We start from the raw sequence: 16,125 nt of genomic DNA on the forward strand, positions 1-16,125 counted from the left end.
GCGACCGCGCCCGCGGGCGTCCTCGCGCCTGCCGCGCGATGCTGGGGCGCATGCCGACCCTGTACCGCGTCGACGCCGTGCTCTCCTTCGACGCCCCGGTGGACGCCGCGGACGTCCGGCGCCTGCTCGCCGACCTTGACCTGCCCGCACCCGTGCTCCCCGACGGGGAGGACGACCCGACCGGCAGCGACGTCCGCGTCGACGAGGACGGCGGCGGTGCCGACCTCGTCGTCCTCGTCGAGGCCGAGGACGACTCCGGCGCACGGGAGCTCGTGCAGGCGGCCCTCGAGGCGGCCCTCGGCCGCAGCGGTGGGACGCGGGACGGCGCGCGGCTCGACTCGCTGCGCGCGAGCGCGGCCTACGACCTCTGACCCGAGGGCTCCTGCCGGACGCCCCGGGCCGCTGCGGCCGGGGTCGCCGCCGGCCGGACCGGGCCGGTGGCCGCCCGGCGTCGCTCGTCCGCCAGCAGCAGCTCGGTGTCCCCCACCGGGCGGGGCCGCCCGCAGTGGAAGCCCTGCGCCAGCGTGAAGCCGAGCTCCGCCACGGCGCGCATCTGGTCGGCGGACTCGACGCCTTCCGCGACCGCGGTCGCCCCGAGCGACGTGGCGAGGGCGACGGCGGAGCCGAGCAGCGCCCGCCCGTCGGGCGTGAGCACCTCGGCGACGAGGGAGCGGTCCAGCTTGATGGTCGTGACCGGCAGGTGGAGCAGGTAGTGCAGGGCGGCGTGCCCGACGCCGAAGTCGTCGACGGCGACGCCCACGCCGAGGGCGTGCAGGCTCGCGAGGCGGTCGGCGACCGTCCGCAGGTCCCGCAGCCGCTCCTGCTCCACGACCTCCAGCACGAGGGCGCCCGGCTCGACCCCGCTGGCGCGCAGGTCGGCCACGACCCGCTCCACGAGGTCGGGGGACTCCAGGCTGGCGGCGGAGAGGTTCACCGCCACGTGCTCGGGCTGCACCCCGGCCGCGCTCCAGCGGGCGAAGTCCGCGAGGGCCCGGCGCCGGGCGAGGTCGTCGAGGTCCCGGGCGCGTCCCTGCAGCGACGCGGCCGCGAGGAAGTCGTCCGGCGCCACGGACCCCAGCTCCGGGTGCTCCCAGCGCACGAGCGCCTCGAGGGAGCGGACGGCTCCCGTGCGCGGGTCGACGAGGGGCTGGTAGTGGACGGCGATCTGGCCCGCCCCCGTGAGCGCCGCGGCGAGGTCGTGGTCGAGGCGCCGCGCGCGCTCGTAGGCGCCGTCCCGGGTCACGTCGGCCTCGACGGGCACGCCGCGGTCGCGGGCCGCGAGCAGGGAGAGCTCGGCGTGCTGCAGGAGCGCGTCGACGATCCGCCGCGTCGCGATCCCGTGCTGCGCGACGCCGGCGCGGGGCGGCACCGTGAGGACGGCGGCGGTCGCGGGCGGGACGCCGCTCGGGCTCGCCGCGGCCGGTGAGCCGACCGGTCGGCTGAGCTGGGCGCGCACGGCGGCCACGAGCTCGAGCGGGGTCTGCGACCGGCCGCCGCGTGGTGCGGCGGGGGCGACGACCGCCAGCGTCTGCGGGCCGGTCCGGCAGACCACGGCGTCGGGCAGGCCGCGCACCAGCGTGGCCGAGCGGCGCCGCAGGAGGTCGTCGGCGGCCTGCCGACCCTGCCGGGTCGCCAGGGCGGCGACCTCGTCCAGCTCCACGACGACGAGGTGGACGGGCGCCGCGCCGGAGTGGATCTGCGTCGCGAGCAGGCGCTCCAGCGCCAGCCGGCTGCCGGTGCGGGTCAGCGGGTCGGTCTCCAGGAGCCCGCGGTCGACGGCGCTGGAGACGGCGAAGCTCACCGTCATGAGCACGACCGAGAGCAGGACCGCGCCGGCGACCACCGGCGCGGTCCCCGCCGCGGGCACGGGGAGCAGGCCGAGCGCCGCGAGCGCCCCGGCCGCGGGCAGGGCGAGCACCGCCGGGACGACGACGAGCGCCTGGCGCCGTGGTGCGACGAGCGGGCTCACGACGTCCCCGAAGGCCGCCATGCTCGGGTGCCAGGCGGCGACCACGGCCAGGGCCGCGACGACGACGAGGGCGGCGGCCCCCGCCTCCGTGCGGGCGCCCGCGAGCCAGACGAGCGCGTGGTGGCCGACGAGGGCGGTCAGCGCGCCCGAGAGGGCGAGGACCGACGGCGTGACACGGGCGCGGGCGTGCAGCAGGGCGACGAGGTAGGCGAGGAGCACGAGGTCGCCGGCCAGGAGGACCTGCGCCCACGGCGGGGGCGGCGTCGTCATGGCGCCGCGCAGCCACGCCGCCGCCGCCAGCCCCACGACGGCCACCGCGGCCACGTCCACGGCGAGGACCCACCGGTGCCCGCCGCTGCGCCCGGCCCGTCGGTGACCCCCCTCCCGCCGGCTCCACCCGCCCGCGGGGCCCAGCGCCAGGTGGGCCGAGGCCCCGAGGCAGCCGTAGAGGGCGACCATCCCCGCGGCCGTGGTGGCGCCGGAGCCGAGCAGCACGCCCAGCCAGGCCACCGAGAGGGCGACCCCGCCGGCCGCCACGAGCAGCCACTGGCCACCGCGCTCGGGCTCGAAGCGCCGGACGGCCAGCGCCACGAGCGGCCCGGCCGGCAGGAGGGCGCCGAGCACCACCCAGCCCCGGACGTCGTCGGGCGTGAGCAGGGCGACCACGACGAGCACCAGCCCCACGGCGGCGGCCGCGGCGGCGGGACCCCGTCCCGGGGCGGCCCGACCGCCTGCGCCCATGGCCCCAGGGTAGGGCCGGGAGCCCTCGCGGGGACGGCGCTCCGGCAGGTCGGCGGGCGCCTCACCGCGACGGTGCCGGGAGACGGTCCTGGAAGACGGTCCCGAAAGACGGTCCTGGGCGACGGCCGGGGGCCGTGGCGCCCGCTGCGGCTACGGGGTGTTGGCCCGCAGGTCGTTGACGACGGCTTGGACCTGCTCGCGGTCCTCGCTGCTCGACCAGAACTCGGCGTAGAGGTGCGTGTCGAGGTCGTCCAGCTCCGAGGACTCCCGCTCGCCCGCGACGAGCAGGTGGCTCATGCGCAGCCGGTAGGAGGCCTCGCGGCCCGGGGCGGAGTCCTCCGCGGCGACCGTGGTGACGTCGACCGGGAACCAGGTGGCACCGGGGGCGAGGAGGTCCTGCAGCGCGAACCACGAGGCCTCGCCGCACGGCGCCGGGCACGGCTGCAGCTGGAGGAAGCCGCCCGCGTCCCCGGTCGGCGCGGAGCAGTCGTACCGCACGACCTCCTCCAGCGGCGCCCGCTCGCACGTCCAGCCGGCGGGGACGCGGAACGAGAAGGGCAGCCCGTCCAGCGTGAGGACCTCGGTGTCGTCCCCCGGCCCGAACGACGGGCCCACGACGCCGGGCCCCAGCAGCAGCGGGGAGCCCTCCTCGCCGGGGGCGGGGGTGCCGTCGTCCCCGCTGCCGCCCCCCGTGCCCGGGGACGGGGACGGCGTCGGCGAGGGCTGGGGCGAGGGCTGGGCGGAGGGCGCCGACGACGGGCTCGGGGTGGGGGCGGACGCGCGGTCTGGCTCGCAGGCGCCGGTCAGCAGGAGGAGCAGCGCCGCGAGCAGCAGCAGCCCGAGCACCGCCGAGAGCACCCAGGGGCGCCGGTCGCGCGGGCGCCCCGGCGCGCCGGGGGTCGGGGCTCCCGTCGGCGTCGCGGGCAACGGGCGCGCGCCCCCGCTCCAGTGCGGCGAGTACGCCGGGCCGCGCACGTCCCCGTCGACCGCGGGACCGGGCGGCACCAGGGGCGAGCCGGCGAGCTCGCCCGCCGTGCGCGCGTCCCCCGCCGCCGTCGCCGCCCAGGGCCACGGCCCCTCCAGCGACGCGGTCAGGACCCGGCCGCGGGCCCCGGCGCCGCGCACGGCGGCGGCGAAGCGGTCGCGCGCGGCGGCGTCCCCGGACGGGCCCGCACCGAGGAGGACCACCCGGACGGGCGCGCCGTCCGGCCCGTGGGCGGCGAAGACGGCCGCGGCCTCGGCGGGGTCGCCTGCCGCGGGGGTCATCTGCGGCCCCCGGCCCGACGGCGGCGCCGGGGCCGCGTGCAGGCGCCCGACGAGCCCGAAGGGGCCCAGCCGGGTCGGGTCGCCCGCGTGCAGCGGTGCGACGTCCCCCTCGTCGGCCGCACCCGCCCCGCCGGCGGACGCCCGTCCCGGCTGGTCCGGCCCCGCGCCGTGCGAGGGCGCCGCACCGGGCTCCACGCTCACGCCGCCATGAGACCACAGCGCACCGCCCGGCCACGGGGCGCCGGCGGGCAGGAGGTCCGACCGGGTGCGGCGGTGGTGCAATGGGCCGGTGCCGACGAGCCAGCCCGTGACGAGCGACGAGCCCGACACCGACCGCGGGGGCGGGGCGGCCGGGGGAGCGGGTCGTCCGGCGGACGCCGCCGAGGCGGTCGCCGAGGCGCAGCGCGTCGTCGTGGGGCAGCACGCGATGGTCGAGCGGCTGGCCGTGGCCGTCCTCGCGCGCGGCCACGTCCTGCTCGAGGGGGTGCCCGGCACGGCCAAGACCCTCGCCGCACGCTCCTTCGCGACCGTCCTCGGCGGGAGCTTCGCGCGCGTGCAGTTCACGCCCGACCTCGTCCCGTCGGACATCGTCGGGACGCGCATCTGGTCGCCGTCGAGCGAGGCCTTCAGCGTCGAGCTCGGACCGGTCTTCACCAACGTCGTCCTCGCCGACGAGGTCAACCGCGCCCCGGCCAAGGTGCAGGCCGCCATGCTGGAGCTCATGGCCGAGGGGCAGGTGTCCCTGGCGGGGCGGACGCACGCGGTGCCGTCGCCCTTCACCGTCATCGCGACGCAGAACCCCGTGGAGTCCGAGGGCGTCTACCCGCTCCCCGAGGCCCAGCGCGACCGGTTCCTCCTGCAGGTGGACGTGCCGCTGCCGGGCGCCGCGGACGAGGCGGAGATCCTGCGGCGCATGAGCGTGCACCCCCCGCGGGCGCGCCCCGTGCTCGACCCGGCGCGGGTCCTGGCGCTGCAGGACGCGGCCGACGGCGTGTACGTCCACCCGCTCGTCAGCGACTACGTCGTCCGGCTCGTGATGGCGACCCGGGCGCCCGCCGCCTACGGCGCCCCCGACGTCGCCCCCCTGCTGGAGGCCGGGGCCAGCCCCCGCGCCTCCCTGGGGCTGCTCGCCGCCTCGCGCGCGCTGGCCCTCGTGCGCGGGCGCGACCACGTGCTGCCCGAGGACGTCCGCGAGCTCGCCGTCGAGGTCGTCGCGCACCGCCTCGTCCTGAGCCTGGACGCCCTCGCCGACGGGGTGGCCGCCCAGGACGTCGTCCGGCGGCTCGTCGCGGCCGTGCCGCCGCCCGTGCCCGTCGGCGGGGGCGGGAGGTGACGGCGCCCGTCGCGCCGGCGTCCTCGGCGCCGGGGGGCGGTGCCGGTCCGGCCGCCCCGGCCGGGGCGGCCGACGCCGCGAGCGCCGTCCTCGGCCGCGCCCGCGCGCTGCGCGGCCTCGACCTCGCCGTCGTCCGCCGGCTGGAGGGGTACCTGCGGGGGGAGCACCTCGGCGTGCGCACCGGCCCGGGCAGCGAGCCCGCGGACAGCCGGGTGTACCGCCCGGGCGAGGACGACGTGCGCTGGATGGACTGGCCGCTCACCGCGCGCACCGGGGAGCCGCACGTGCGTGAGGTCGTCGCCGACCGCGAGCTGGAGACGTGGGTCCTGGTCGACCTGTCCCCCTCGATGGCCTTCGGCAGCACGACCACCGACAAGCGCCACCTCGCGGTCACGGCCGCCGCGGTCGTCGGGCACCTCACGACGCGGCTGGGGGACCGCTTCGGCGCCTGGGTGCTCGACGAGGGCGGGGTCGTCCGCCGTCCGTCCCGCACCGGCCGCACGGCCCTGCACGCGGCGCTGCGCGAGCTGCTGGAGCGCAGCCTCGCGGAGCCGGCGGCGGTCCCCGACCGCCCGCGCCGCCCCGGCCGGCGGGTCCGGCGCGGGCGCGCGGGGACCGGTGCGAGCGCCGTCCCCGGGGGCGTGGCCGTGGACCTCGCGGGCGCCGTCGAGCGGCTCGGCGCGGCCCACCGCCGCCGCGGCCTGCGCGTCGTCGTGTCGGACTTCCTCGACGGCGAGGGCGGCGCGGCCCCGGGCGCAGCGGCCTCCCCCGGCCGGGAGGCCGCCCCGGGCGCGGAGGCCTCCCGGGGCGCGGGAGCGGGGGCCGTCGGCTGGGAGCGGGCGCTGCGCCGGCTCGCCGCCCGGCACCAGGTCGTGGCCGTCGAGGTCGTGGACCGCCGCGAGGCGGAGCTCCCGGACGTCGGGGTCGTCGAGCTCGTCGACCCCGAGTCCGGCGAGGTCCTCGAGGTCGACACCGGGCGGGCGGAGGTGCGCGAGGCCTTCGCCGCCGCGGGCGAGCAGCACCGCGCGGCCGTCGCCGCGGCGCTGCGGCGCTGCGGCGCGGCGCACCTGCGGCTCGCCACGGACGAGGACTGGGTGGCCGCCACCGCGCGCTTCGTCCTCGCGCAGCGGCGCACCGCCCGCGCCGTCGACCGGATGGCCGGTCGGTCGTGAGCCCGCTCGCGGGTCCCGCCCTGGCCGCAGCCCTCGGTGACGGCACCGGAGGGAGCCCCCTCGCGGGGCTGGTGACGGGCTTCCTCGCGCCCGAGCGGCTGTGGCTCCTGCTGCTCGTCCCGGCCCTGGTCGCCGCTCACGTGCTCGTCCAGCGCCGGCGTCGGACCAACGCCCTGCGCTTCTCCGCGCTGCCGCTGCTGGCCTCGGCCGCGCCGCGGCGCCGGGCGTGGCGCCGGCACGTCGTCGCGGCCGGCCTCGTGGCGGGCGTCGCGGCGGCGGTCGTGGGCTTCGCCCGCCCCGTCGGCGAGGTCGAGGTGCCGCGGGAGCGGGCGACCGTCGTCCTCGCCGTCGACGTCTCCATCTCGATGCGGGCGACCGACGTCGCGCCGGACCGGCTGACCGCCGCCCAGGAGGCGGCGAAGCGCTTCGTCGCCCAGCTGCCGCCGCGCTTCAACGTCGGGCTCGTGGCCTTCGCGGGCTCCGGCCAGGTCCTCGTCCCGCCGACCACGGACCGCTCGCTCGTCGACCGCGGGGTCGACGGTCTGCAGCTGACCTCCTACACCGGCATCGGCGAGGGCCTGTACGCGGCCCTGCAGGCGGTCGAGCAGGCCCCGCCCGACCCCGACGACCCGTCGGCGCCCGTGCCCGCCGCGGTCGTGCTGCTCTCCGACGGCGAGACGACGGTCGGCCGCACCAACGCCGACGCCGCGGCCGCCGCCGCCGAGGCCGGCGTGCCCGTGTCCACCATCGCCTTCGGGACCCCCGGCGGCGTCATCACGCAGGACGGCGTGCGCACGCCCGTGCCCGTCAACGAGGCCGAGCTCGCGGACATCGCCGAGACCACGGGCGGCCGGGCGTACGAGGCGGAGTCGCTGGGCGAGCTCACCGAGGTCTACGACGACATCGGCTCCTCCATCGGCACCGTGGTCGAGCAGGAGGAGACGACCGCGCGGTGGACCGGCGTGTCGCTGCTGCTCGTCGTCGCCTCCGCGCTGGGGTCGCTGCTGTGGTTCGGGCGCATCTCGCAGTGAGTCCGGCCGAGCCCGTGGGCCGGGAGCGGAGGAGCGGCGGGTGAGCGAGAAGCAGGGGCCGGGCACCGGTCCGGTCGGACGCGGCAGGTCGCGCACGGCCGGCTGGCGCCGCCGGGTGGTCGGCACCGAGGAGCAGACCCGGCCGATCACGGTCGTCGAACGGCTGCGCGGCACCCCCTTCTCCTCGCCGCTGCGGATGGCGGCGCCGGACGACGCCACCCGGTCGCTCGACGTCCTGCTGCGGCTCGCCGTCCTCATGCTGCGCTCCGGCTCGGCGCTCGCGGAGGTCGAGGCGGCGGTCGTCGCGGCCGCCGTGGCGCTGGGCCTGTCCGAGGACCACCTCGACGTCGACATCACGTATTCCTCCGTGACGCTCGCCTACGCGCCGCCGGGCGCGCCGCCCGTCGCCCGGCTGCAGGTGCTGCGCACCTGGGGCACCGAGTACGCACGGCTGTCCGCCGCCCACTCCCTCGTGCGCGACCTCGTCGACGGCCGGCTGGGCCGTGAGGACGTCGCCCTGCGGCTCGCCCAGGTCGAGCGGATGCCGCGGCCCTACCGGGGGTGGATGGTGCGCGTCGCCTGGGGGCTGCTGGCGGTCGCCGTCGTCGCCCGGCTCGGCGGCGGACCGCTCGCCCTCGTCACGGGTTTCGCCCTCGCGGTGGCCGTGGACGCGGGCGCCCGGGCCATGTCCCGCGCCGGCGCGCCCAGCTTCTTCGTCGTCGGCGCCGGCGCCTTCGTCGCCGGGGCGCTGTCCTCCGTGCTGTCCCTGCTCACGGACGTGCTGCCGTCCTCGCTCGCCGGGCAGGTCCCGCCGGCGGCGCTGGTCGTCGCCAGCGGCATCGTGGTCCTGCTCCCCGGCGGCTCCCTCGTGGCGGCGGTCGAGGACGCGCTGCGCGGGTTCCCCGTGACCGCGGCCGCGCGTCTGGTCACCGTCGTCATGACGACCGCCGCGATCATCGGCGGCGTCGTCGCCGCCCTCGACGTCGCCCGCCGGGCGGGCGTGCCCGGCGTGGACACGACCGCCGCCGGCGCGGCGGTCGGGGGGGCGCTCACGCCGCCGCTCGTCGCGGTGGGGGCGACGGCCCTCGGCGCTGCGGCCGCCGCCGTCGCCTACCGCACCCCGCCGCGCCTGCTCCTCGTGACGGCCGCCGCCGCCGCCTCCGGGCAGGTCGCGCTGGAGCTCGTGCAGGACGGCGAGGGCCCGCGCGCCGCCGGCACGCTCGTCGCCGCCGTGGTCGTGGGCGCCGTCGGGCGGGTCGCGGCGCTGCGGCGGCGCGCGACGCCCCTGGCCGTCGTCGTCCCCGGGACGGTGATGCTGCTGCCGGGGCTGACGATCTACACCGCGCTCGCCGAGCTGACCAGCGGCACGGTCGTCACCGGGCTCGTGCTCCTCGGTCAGGCCGTGGCGGTCGCGCTCGCGATCGGCGCCGGCGTCTCCCTCGGCGACTCGGTCGTCGCCCCGGTCGAGCGGGGGCTGGACCAGGAGGGCCGCCGACGGCGGCAGGCCCCGCTGCGCAGCTGACCGCCCCCTTCCCTATCAGCCCGCCGGCCCGGCGGTCGTCGGGAGCGACCAGTCCACCGGCCCGGCGCCCTGGGCGGCGAGCGCGGCGTCGACGGCCGAGAACGGCCGCGACCCGGTGAACCCGCGGCGGGCCGACAGCGGGCTCGGGTGCGCGCTCTCGACGACGGCGACCCCGCGCAGGGCCGGCCTCAGCGCCTGGGCGTCCCGGCCCCACAGGACGGCCACGAGGGGGCCGCCCCGCGTGGCGAGCGCCCGGACCACCTGCTCGGTGACCTCCTCCCAGCCCCGCCGACGGTGCGAGCCGGAGCTCCCGGCCGCCACGGTGAGGACGCGGTTGAGCAGCAGGACGCCCCGGGCCGCCCAGGGCGACAGGTCCCCGGTGGCCGCGGGCGGCAGCCCCGTGTCGGCGTCCCGCTCGGCGAGGAGGTTGCGCAGCGTCGGCGGCAGCGGCCGCACGTCCGGCTCCACCGAGAAGGCGAGGCCGACGGCGTGCCCCGGTCGCGGGTAGGGGTCCTGGCCCACCACGAGCACGCGCACCGCCCCCGGCGGCTGCGCCAGCGCGCGCAGGACCCGCTCGCCCCGGGGGAAGATCTGGGCGCCCGCCGCGACGTCCGCGGCCGTGGCCGCCAGCGCGCGGGACAGCGCGGCCGACGCGGGCGCCAGCAGCGGCCACCAGTCGGCGTGCACGACGTCGAGGTCGACGCCGGCCGCCCGGGCCGACGCCGCGACGGCCTCCGACGGGCCGCCCCCCGGCGACGGCGCGGCCCCGGCGAGGGGGAGGGGCTCCTGCTCCAGCGCGTCCGGCGGCACGGCGCCACGCTAGGCCGCCGCCCGCCACGGGACCGCGGTGCGCGCCCGGCGCACCCGGCCGGGGCGTCGGTGCGGACGAACCACACCGGTGTGGTCCTGCGCGTAGGGTGCCCGCACGAGCCGCGGGGAGGCCGCCCGCCAGGACGTCGAGGGGAGCCGTCGCGTGGACACCGCAGCGAGCGCCGGTGCGACCGGCGAGCAGCCGGACCGAGCCGGGGCCGTCCGGACGGGACCCTCGTCCGCGGCGCCCTCCGGCCTGCAGGGCAGGGACGCCGAGGTCCTCGCCTTCGAGCGGCAGTGGTGGCGCTACGCCGGGGCCAAGGAGCAGGCCGTCCGCGAGCTGTTCGGGCTCTCCGCGACGAGCTACTACCAGGTCCTCAACGCGCTCCTGGACTCCCCGGAGGCGCTGGCCCACGACCCGATGCTCGTCAAGCGCCTGCGCCGCATGCGCAGCCAGCGGCAGCGCAGCCGCAGCGAGCGCCGCCTCGGCGCCCGCGACGAGGCGTGAGCTCCCCGACGACGGCGGTGCGGCGGTGAGCCGGGCGGCAGGGTCGGCCCACGACGGCGACCTCGTCGACCCCGCGGCCGACCCGCGCCGGGCGGGGGCCCACCGGGCGCGCCCGGGGGCGCTGCGCCGGCTCGCGCCCGTGCTCGTCGTGCTGGTGCTGGCGGTGCTCGCCGTGCTCGTCGTCACCGTCTGGTTCTCCGCGGCGGGATGAGGCGGCGGCCCGCCCTCCACAGGCGGCGCAGGACCTCGCCACCGCGGGCGCCGGACGGCTACTGTCGGCGCCGGTCGATCAGTTCGGCGATCCACGGTCCCCCATGCACACCCTGTAGGGACGGCCCGCACGTCGGAACCATCGCGAGCCACGCGAGCGTGAGACCCGCAGGCGCCGCGCCGGGGCCTGCGAATCCGCACAGAGCGACACAGGAGCAGCGCACATGGCCCAGGGAACCGTGAAGTGGTTCAACGCCGAGAAGGGGTACGGCTTCATCACCGTCGACGGCGGCGGCCCCGACGTCTTCGTCCACTGGTCCGCCATCCAGATGGACGGCTACCGCTCCCTCGAGGAGGGCCAGCAGGTCGAGTTCGAGGTGGGCCAGGGCCAGAAGGGCCCCCAGGCGGAGGCCGTCCGCCCCGCCTCCTGACGCCACGCGCCCGAGCCGCCCGGCCGACGGGCCACGTCGCCGCCGTCCCCCGAGGGGGCGGCGGCGACGTCGTCCACGGGGTCCGCCGCGGACGTGGCGCCCCGGACGGGGTCGCAGGCGTTTGCACTCGGGGGCCTCGAGTGCTCATCATGGGGCCTGGCACTCTCGCACGAGAGTGACANTCCCCCGAGGGGGCGGCGGCGACGTCGTCCACGGGGTCCGCCGCGGACGTGGCGCCCCGGACGGGGTCGCAGGCGTTTGCACTCGGGGGCCTCGAGTGCTCATCATGGGGCCTGGCACTCTCGCACGAGAGTGACAACGGACCTCGGTCGTGAAGGTGAGGGCCGCGCGCGGGCGGGACGTGACCGCCCCGGGCGCTGCTCGTCCGTCGCGGGCACCTGCCGGCCGACCCCACCCGTCACCGGGAGGACATCCCCAGCATGGCCAAGATCATCTCGTTCGACGAGGAGGCCCGTCGCGGCCTCGAGCGCGGCATGAACCAGCTCGCCGACGCCGTCAAGGTCACCCTCGGCCCCAAGGGCCGCAACGTGGTGCTCGAGAAGAAGTGGGGCGCCCCCACGATCACGAACGACGGCGTCTCCATCGCCAAGGAGATCGAGCTCGAGGAGCCCTACGAGAAGATCGGGGCCGAGCTCGTCAAGGAGGTCGCCAAGAAGACGGACGACGTCGCCGGCGACGGCACGACGACCGCCACCGTCCTGGCCCAGGCCATGGTCCGCGAGGGCCTGCGCAACGTCGCCGCGGGCGCCAACCCGATGGCCCTCAAGCGCGGCATCGAGCAGGCCGTCGAGGCCGTGAGCACCCAGCTCCTCGACTCCGCCACCGAGGTCGAGACCCGCGAGCAGATCGCGGCGACCGCGGGCATCTCCGCCGGCGACCCCGCCATCGGCGAGCTCATCGCCGAGGCGATGGACAAGGTCGGCAAGGAGGGCGTCATCACGGTCGAGGAGAGCAACACCTTCGGCCTGGAGCTCGAGCTCACCGAGGGCATGCGCTTCGACAAGGGCTACATCTCGCCCTACTTCGTCACGGACTCCGAGCGCATGGAGGCCGTCCTCGAGGACGCGTACATCCTCTTCAACGAGGGCAAGATCTCCTCGATCAAGGACCTGCTCCCCCTGCTGGAGAAGGTCACGCAGTCGGGCAAGCCGCTCGTCATCATCTCCGAGGACGTCGACGGCGAGGCCCTGGCCACGCTGGTCGTCAACAAGATCCGCGGCATCTTCCGCTCCGCCGCCGTCAAGGCGCCGGGCTTCGGCGACCGCCGCAAGGCGATGCTGCAGGACATGGCCATCCTCACCGGCGGCCAGGTCATCTCCGAGACCGTCGGGCTCAAGCTCGAGAACACGGGCCTCGAGCTCCTCGGGCAGGCGCGCAAGGTCACCATCACCAAGGACGAGACGACCATCGTCGAGGGTGCGGGCGACACCGACCAGATCCAGGGCCGGGTCAACGAGATCCGCGCCGAGATCGAGCGCAGCGACTCCGACTACGACCGCGAGAAGCTCCAGGAGCGTCTCGCCAAGCTCGCCGGCGGCGTCGCCGTCATCAAGGCGGGCGCGGCCACCGAGGTCGAGCTCAAGGAGCGCAAGCACCGCATCGAGGACGCCGTCCGCAACGCGAAGGCGGCCGTCGAGGAGGGCATCGTCGCCGGCGGCGGCGTCGCCCTCATCCAGGCGGGCAAGGGCGCGTTCGAGAAGCTCTCGCTCACGGGCGACGAGGCCACCGGCGCGAACATCGTCAAGGTGGCCGTCGAGGCCCCGCTCAAGCAGATCGCGGTCAACGCCGGTCTCGAGGGCGGCGTCGTGGCGGAGAAGGTGCGCGGCCTCGAGGTCGGGCACGGCCTCAACGCCGCCACGGGCGAGTACGTCGACATGCTCGCCTCGGGCATCAACGACCCGGTGAAGGTGACGCGCTCGGCGCTGCAGAACGCGGCGTCCATCGCGGCCCTGTTCCTCACCACCGAGGCCGTCATCGCCGACAAGCCGGAGAAGCAGCCCGCGGGCGCCGGTGGCGACGGCGGCATGGGCGGCATGGACTTCTGATCCACGCCTCCTGAACCACCGCCGGGCTCGCCCGGCACGTCCCACGAGGGCGGCACCCCCACCGGGGTGCCGCCCTCGCGGCGTCCCCGCCTCGTGCCTGGTGTCCTGTGAGGGACGTCCGGCCCCGGCGTGGCGGCAGACCGGGGTCGGGGAGGGGGTGGTCCGGACGTCGCCGCGGGTGGGGGTCGTGGCGGGGCCGACGTAGGGTCGGCCGGTGGCCGTGCTCGTCGACCCCCCGCGGTGGCCGGCGCACGGGCGGGAGTGGTCCCACCTCGTCAGCGACACCTCGCTGGAGGAGCTGCACGTCTTCGCCGCCGGGGTCGGCATCCCCCGCCGGGGCTTCGAGGGCGACCACTACGACGTCCCGGGGGACCGGCTGCCCGACCTCCTGGCCGCCGGCGCGGTCGTCGTCCCCGCGGGCGAGCTGCTGCGGCGGCTGGTGGCCAGCGGTCTCCGCGTGCCGAAGCGCCGCGGGCAGCAGGTGCTCGACAGCCGCCTCGAGCGCAGGCCCGACGGGAGCCGGGTCCACGTCGACCTCGTCGTCAGCACCTCGGCACCTCCCGCGGCGACGACGCGCGGCGCCCGGGGCCTCGTCCTCGACGGGGAGGGGCGCCTCCTGCTCCGCCGCCCCGCAGGCTCGGAGGACGACCCCTGGACGCTGCCCGTCGTCGTCCCCGGCGCCGGCTCGCCGCTGGGCTTCTCGCGGCACCGGCCGGTCGTGGGCACCACCCCGGGCGGCGGCCGACCGCCCGCGTCGAGCTGGCGGCACCTCGCCCTCGTCGCCGCCCGGCCGGACGCCGTCGTCCGCGCCCCGGAGGTCGAGCTGGGTGTCGAGCCGGCGGCGCGAGCGCAGCAGGCCTGCGGCAGCCCGGCGTGGTGGCCGCTCGTCACGGCCGGCCTCGAGGCGGCCGCCGCCGCGCTGCGCTGAGCGGCTCGCCTACCGTGGCCGGATGACCAGCAGGACGACGGGCGACCAGGCCCCCACCGCGCCGGGCCCCCGCGACCGCGACACGAGCCGGGTGGCGCCGCCGGCCCGCCGCCTCGTGCGCGCCGTCGTCACCGCGGACGCCCTCGACGTGGCCGAGCACGCCGCGGCCGTGGAGGACCCTGCCGCCGGGGCGGTCGTCACCTTCGGCGGCGTCGTCCGCGACCACGACCACGGGCAGCGCGTGAGCCGCCTGGAGTACTCGGCGCACCCGAGCGCCGCCGCCGTCGTCGAGCAGGTCGCCCGCGAGGTCCTCGCCGCCCACCCCGTCGACGCGCTCGCCGTCAGCCACCGCACCGGTGGGCTGGACGTCGGGGACGTCGCGTTCGCGGTCGCCGTCGCGGCCGCGCACCGGCGCGAGGCCTTCGCGGCGTGCGAGGCCGTCGTCGAGGAGGTCAAGGCCCGGCTCCCCGTCTGGAAGCACCAGCTGCTCGCCGACGGCGGCGACGAGTGGGTGGGGATGCCCTGACCCGGCGACCGGCAGCGGCGGACGCCGGCGCCGTCCGGCGACCTCAGCCGTCCCTCCTCCGGTACCGGGCCGCCAGGGCACCCGGGGTCGTGCCGGTGACGTGGGAGAAGTCCCGGACGACGTGGGCCTGGTCCGCGTACCCGAGCAGGGCGGCCACCTCCGCGTGGGGCGTCGCGCCCGCACGGACGAGCTCCGCGGCCTCGTGCAGCCGCCGGCGCTGGATCAGCCACTTAGGACCGAGCCCGACGCGCCGGCGCGTCAGCCGCTGCAGCGCCCGCTCGGAGAGCCCCGCGGCCGCGCACAGCTCGTCGACCCGCGTGAGGTCGCGGCGTGACTCGACGAGGGCGAGCACGTGGTCCACGAGCGCGCCCTCGGCGTCGACCGGGCCCACGTCGCCGAGCACCGACGCGTAGGCGGCCATCGCGGCGGCGTGGGAGGACGGGGCCGCGGGGTCCTCGGCCATGGCCGACCGCACCGCCGTGACGAGCGCCGGACCGGCCCCGGGCAGCACCTGCGCCAGGGGGACGGAGCGGTCGGCGAAGGTCGACAGGGGCTCCGCCGCGACGAGGTGCCCGGCGGCGGGCGTCAGCATCACGCCGGCCGCCCAGCCGTCCCCCTCGAGGACCGTCCGGGACAGGCCGGACGTCACGCCGTAGAAGCGCGCGTAGGTCGGCGTCACGACGAGGAGGCACACCGGGTGCTGCAGCACCTCCTGCACCGACACCTCACCGGGCGGGACGTGCCAGACGGGGAACCAGAACCGCCGGACGAGATGCTCCAGCCCCGGGGGCGGGGCGTAGCGCGCCAGGGTGTGCGAGGTGTCGTCCGGTCGCCGCAGGTGCGCCCTCTCGACGACGTCCGGGGGCGAGGGGTCCCGCCGCGCGCTGTCGGGTTCCATCAAGACCGCAGCCTGGCGCATCCCTAGTGTCGCCGTCATGACGACGAGCGAGGACGACGGCGGCCACGAGCAGCGGGAGCAGGGGGTCGCCGCGGCCTACGCGGCGGCCGACGCGGCGTTGCGCCGGGTGCTGGACGACGTCCCGACCGAGCGGTGGTCCGCGCCCTCCCCGTGCGAGGGCTGGACGGCGGCGGACGTGGTGGAGCACCTCGTCACCACGCAGCGCGCGCTGCTGGAGGAGCACGGCGCGAGGCTCGGCCCCGCCCCCGAGGTGGGCACCGACCCGGCCCGTGCGTGGCGCACGCACGCCGACGCGGTGCGCACCGTCCTGGGCTCGCCGGTGCCGGCCACGACGTTCGAGGGCTTCTTCGGCCCCACCACCGTGGGTGAGACGCTGGAGCGGTTCTACGTCTGGGACATGGTGGTCCACCGCTGGGACGTCGCCCGTGCCGTCGGCCTGGACCCCGACCTGACCTCCGCCGAGCTGGACCGGGTGGACCGGGGGGCTGAGGGCTTCGGCGACGCGCTGCACATGGAGGGCATCTGCGCGCCGGCGCTCGACGTGCCCGCCGGTGCCTCCCGGGAGACCGCGGTGCTCGCGCGCCTCGGACGGCGGGCCTGACCCGTCGCGCCGGGCGACCTGCAGAAGCCCGCCGTCGTGGCCAGGAGGAGGCGCTGACGCGAAGATTCCCCTGGGCGAGGGGTCAGCCGGTT

The 16,125-nt window shown here is 78.0% G+C and carries 16 protein-coding genes; 12 read left to right on the top strand and 4 right to left on the bottom strand.

Features of this window, described 5'->3' with window-relative positions:
- Window positions 1-50 precede the first annotated feature (50 nt).
- Window positions 51-371: a hypothetical protein gene (locus WDZ17_RS15885; RefSeq protein ID WP_339576158.1), complete on the top strand. Its 321-nt coding sequence runs from the start codon at window positions 51-53 to the stop codon at window positions 369-371.
- Here the strand turns inward: WDZ17_RS15885 and WDZ17_RS15890 are convergent.
- Together WDZ17_RS15890 and WDZ17_RS15895 are read right to left on the bottom strand one after the other, a co-directional pair.
- Complete coding sequence (locus tag WDZ17_RS15890) at window positions 359-2,710, bottom strand: EAL domain-containing protein (protein WP_339576159.1); 2,352 nt, start codon at window positions 2,708-2,710, stop codon at window positions 359-361. The two genes, WDZ17_RS15885 and WDZ17_RS15890, sit on opposite strands and share 13 nt — an antisense overlap.
- A 150-nt stretch (window positions 2,711-2,860) precedes the next feature.
- The gene (locus WDZ17_RS15895; protein ID WP_339576160.1) at window positions 2,861-4,177 is read right to left on the bottom strand and encodes a hypothetical protein; all 1,317 of its coding nucleotides are present in this window, start codon (window positions 4,175-4,177) and stop codon (window positions 2,861-2,863) included.
- A 106-nt stretch (window positions 4,178-4,283) separates the two neighbouring features.
- Here WDZ17_RS15895 and WDZ17_RS15900 point away from each other — a divergent pair, with 106 nt between their 5' ends.
- The 4 genes from WDZ17_RS15900 to WDZ17_RS15915 all read left to right on the top strand — a co-directional run bounded on the left by WDZ17_RS15900 (window position 4,284) and on the right by WDZ17_RS15915 (window position 9,034).
- Window positions 4,284-5,309, top strand: coding sequence for an AAA family ATPase (locus tag WDZ17_RS15900; RefSeq protein ID WP_339576161.1), 1,026 nt, complete (start codon window positions 4,284-4,286; stop codon window positions 5,307-5,309).
- A complete protein-coding gene (locus WDZ17_RS15905; RefSeq protein ID WP_339576162.1) occupies window positions 5,306-6,481 on the top strand; it encodes a DUF58 domain-containing protein in 1,176 nt (391 codons plus the stop codon). Before WDZ17_RS15900 ends, WDZ17_RS15905 begins: the two co-directional genes overlap by 4 nt.
- Before the next feature lie 71 nt (window positions 6,482-6,552).
- Complete coding sequence (locus WDZ17_RS15910) at window positions 6,553-7,512, top strand: VWA domain-containing protein (RefSeq protein WP_422632011.1); 960 nt, start codon at window positions 6,553-6,555, stop codon at window positions 7,510-7,512.
- A 40-nt stretch (window positions 7,513-7,552) separates the two neighbouring features.
- The gene (locus WDZ17_RS15915; protein ID WP_339576164.1) at window positions 7,553-9,034 is read left to right on the top strand and encodes a threonine/serine exporter family protein; all 1,482 of its coding nucleotides are present in this window, start codon (window positions 7,553-7,555) and stop codon (window positions 9,032-9,034) included.
- 15 nt (window positions 9,035-9,049) lie between these two features.
- Here WDZ17_RS15915 and WDZ17_RS15920 read toward each other — a convergent pair whose 3' ends face one another.
- Window positions 9,050-9,844 (bottom strand): uracil-DNA glycosylase, encoded by a 795-nt coding sequence (locus WDZ17_RS15920; protein ID WP_339576165.1) that lies wholly within the window; start codon window positions 9,842-9,844, stop codon window positions 9,050-9,052.
- A 163-nt stretch (window positions 9,845-10,007) separates the two neighbouring features.
- Between WDZ17_RS15920 and WDZ17_RS15925 the strand changes: the two genes are divergently transcribed.
- From WDZ17_RS15925 to WDZ17_RS15950, 6 genes are all read left to right on the top strand, one after another.
- On the top strand, window positions 10,008-10,352 hold the full coding sequence (locus WDZ17_RS15925) for a DUF3263 domain-containing protein (protein ID WP_339576166.1): 345 nt from the start codon (window positions 10,008-10,010) through the stop codon (window positions 10,350-10,352).
- Window positions 10,353-10,377: 25 nt separating this feature from the next.
- The gene (locus WDZ17_RS15930; protein WP_339576167.1) at window positions 10,378-10,563 is read left to right on the top strand and encodes a hypothetical protein; all 186 of its coding nucleotides are present in this window, start codon (window positions 10,378-10,380) and stop codon (window positions 10,561-10,563) included.
- Between the two features lie 223 nt (window positions 10,564-10,786).
- A complete protein-coding gene (locus WDZ17_RS15935; RefSeq protein ID WP_171203256.1) occupies window positions 10,787-10,993 on the top strand; it encodes a cold-shock protein in 207 nt (68 codons plus the stop codon).
- Between the two features lie 440 nt (window positions 10,994-11,433).
- Window positions 11,434-13,059, top strand: a complete 1,626-nt coding sequence (groL, locus tag WDZ17_RS15940) for a chaperonin GroEL (protein WP_339576168.1) — start codon at window positions 11,434-11,436, stop codon at window positions 13,057-13,059.
- A 214-nt stretch (window positions 13,060-13,273) separates the two neighbouring features.
- Window positions 13,274-13,987, top strand: a complete 714-nt coding sequence (locus WDZ17_RS15945; protein WP_339576169.1) for a DUF4031 domain-containing protein — start codon at window positions 13,274-13,276, stop codon at window positions 13,985-13,987.
- 22 nt (window positions 13,988-14,009) lie between these two features.
- Window positions 14,010-14,513: a molybdenum cofactor biosynthesis protein MoaE gene (locus tag WDZ17_RS15950; protein WP_339576170.1), complete on the top strand. Its 504-nt coding sequence runs from the start codon at window positions 14,010-14,012 to the stop codon at window positions 14,511-14,513.
- Between the two features lie 43 nt (window positions 14,514-14,556).
- On the opposite strand, the gene WDZ17_RS15955 is transcribed toward WDZ17_RS15950, so the two are convergent.
- Complete coding sequence (locus WDZ17_RS15955) at window positions 14,557-15,411, bottom strand: helix-turn-helix domain-containing protein (protein ID WP_339576171.1); 855 nt, start codon at window positions 15,409-15,411, stop codon at window positions 14,557-14,559.
- A 37-nt stretch (window positions 15,412-15,448) separates the two neighbouring features.
- On the opposite strand from WDZ17_RS15955, the gene WDZ17_RS15960 reads away from it, so the two are divergent.
- Window positions 15,449-16,033 (top strand): TIGR03086 family metal-binding protein, encoded by a 585-nt coding sequence (locus tag WDZ17_RS15960; protein WP_339576172.1) that lies wholly within the window; start codon window positions 15,449-15,451, stop codon window positions 16,031-16,033.
- Window positions 16,034-16,125 lie beyond the last annotated feature (92 nt).

This window comes from Pseudokineococcus basanitobsidens (genome assembly GCF_037482545.1).
Taxonomy (GTDB): domain Bacteria; phylum Actinomycetota; class Actinomycetes; order Actinomycetales; family Quadrisphaeraceae; genus Pseudokineococcus; species Pseudokineococcus basanitobsidens.

What these genes read in the sequence shown, in the direction of transcription:
- WDZ17_RS15885 (WP_339576158.1), top strand. Translation starts at nt 51, where the DNA reads ATGCCGACCCTGTACCGCGTCGACGCCGTGCTCTCCTTCGACGCCCCG.
- WDZ17_RS15890 (WP_339576159.1), bottom strand. Translation starts at nt 2,710, where the DNA reads ATGGGCGCAGGCGGTCGGGCCGCCCCGGGACGGGGTCCCGCCGCCGCG.
- WDZ17_RS15935 (WP_171203256.1), top strand. Translation starts at nt 10,787, where the DNA reads ATGGCCCAGGGAACCGTGAAGTGGTTCAACGCCGAGAAGGGGTACGGC.
- groL (WP_339576168.1), top strand. Translation starts at nt 11,434, where the DNA reads ATGGCCAAGATCATCTCGTTCGACGAGGAGGCCCGTCGCGGCCTCGAG.
- WDZ17_RS15950 (WP_339576170.1), top strand. Translation starts at nt 14,010, where the DNA reads ATGACCAGCAGGACGACGGGCGACCAGGCCCCCACCGCGCCGGGCCCC.
- WDZ17_RS15955 (WP_339576171.1), bottom strand. Translation starts at nt 15,411, where the DNA reads ATGGAACCCGACAGCGCGCGGCGGGACCCCTCGCCCCCGGACGTCGTC.
- WDZ17_RS15960 (WP_339576172.1), top strand. Translation starts at nt 15,449, where the DNA reads ATGACGACGAGCGAGGACGACGGCGGCCACGAGCAGCGGGAGCAGGGG.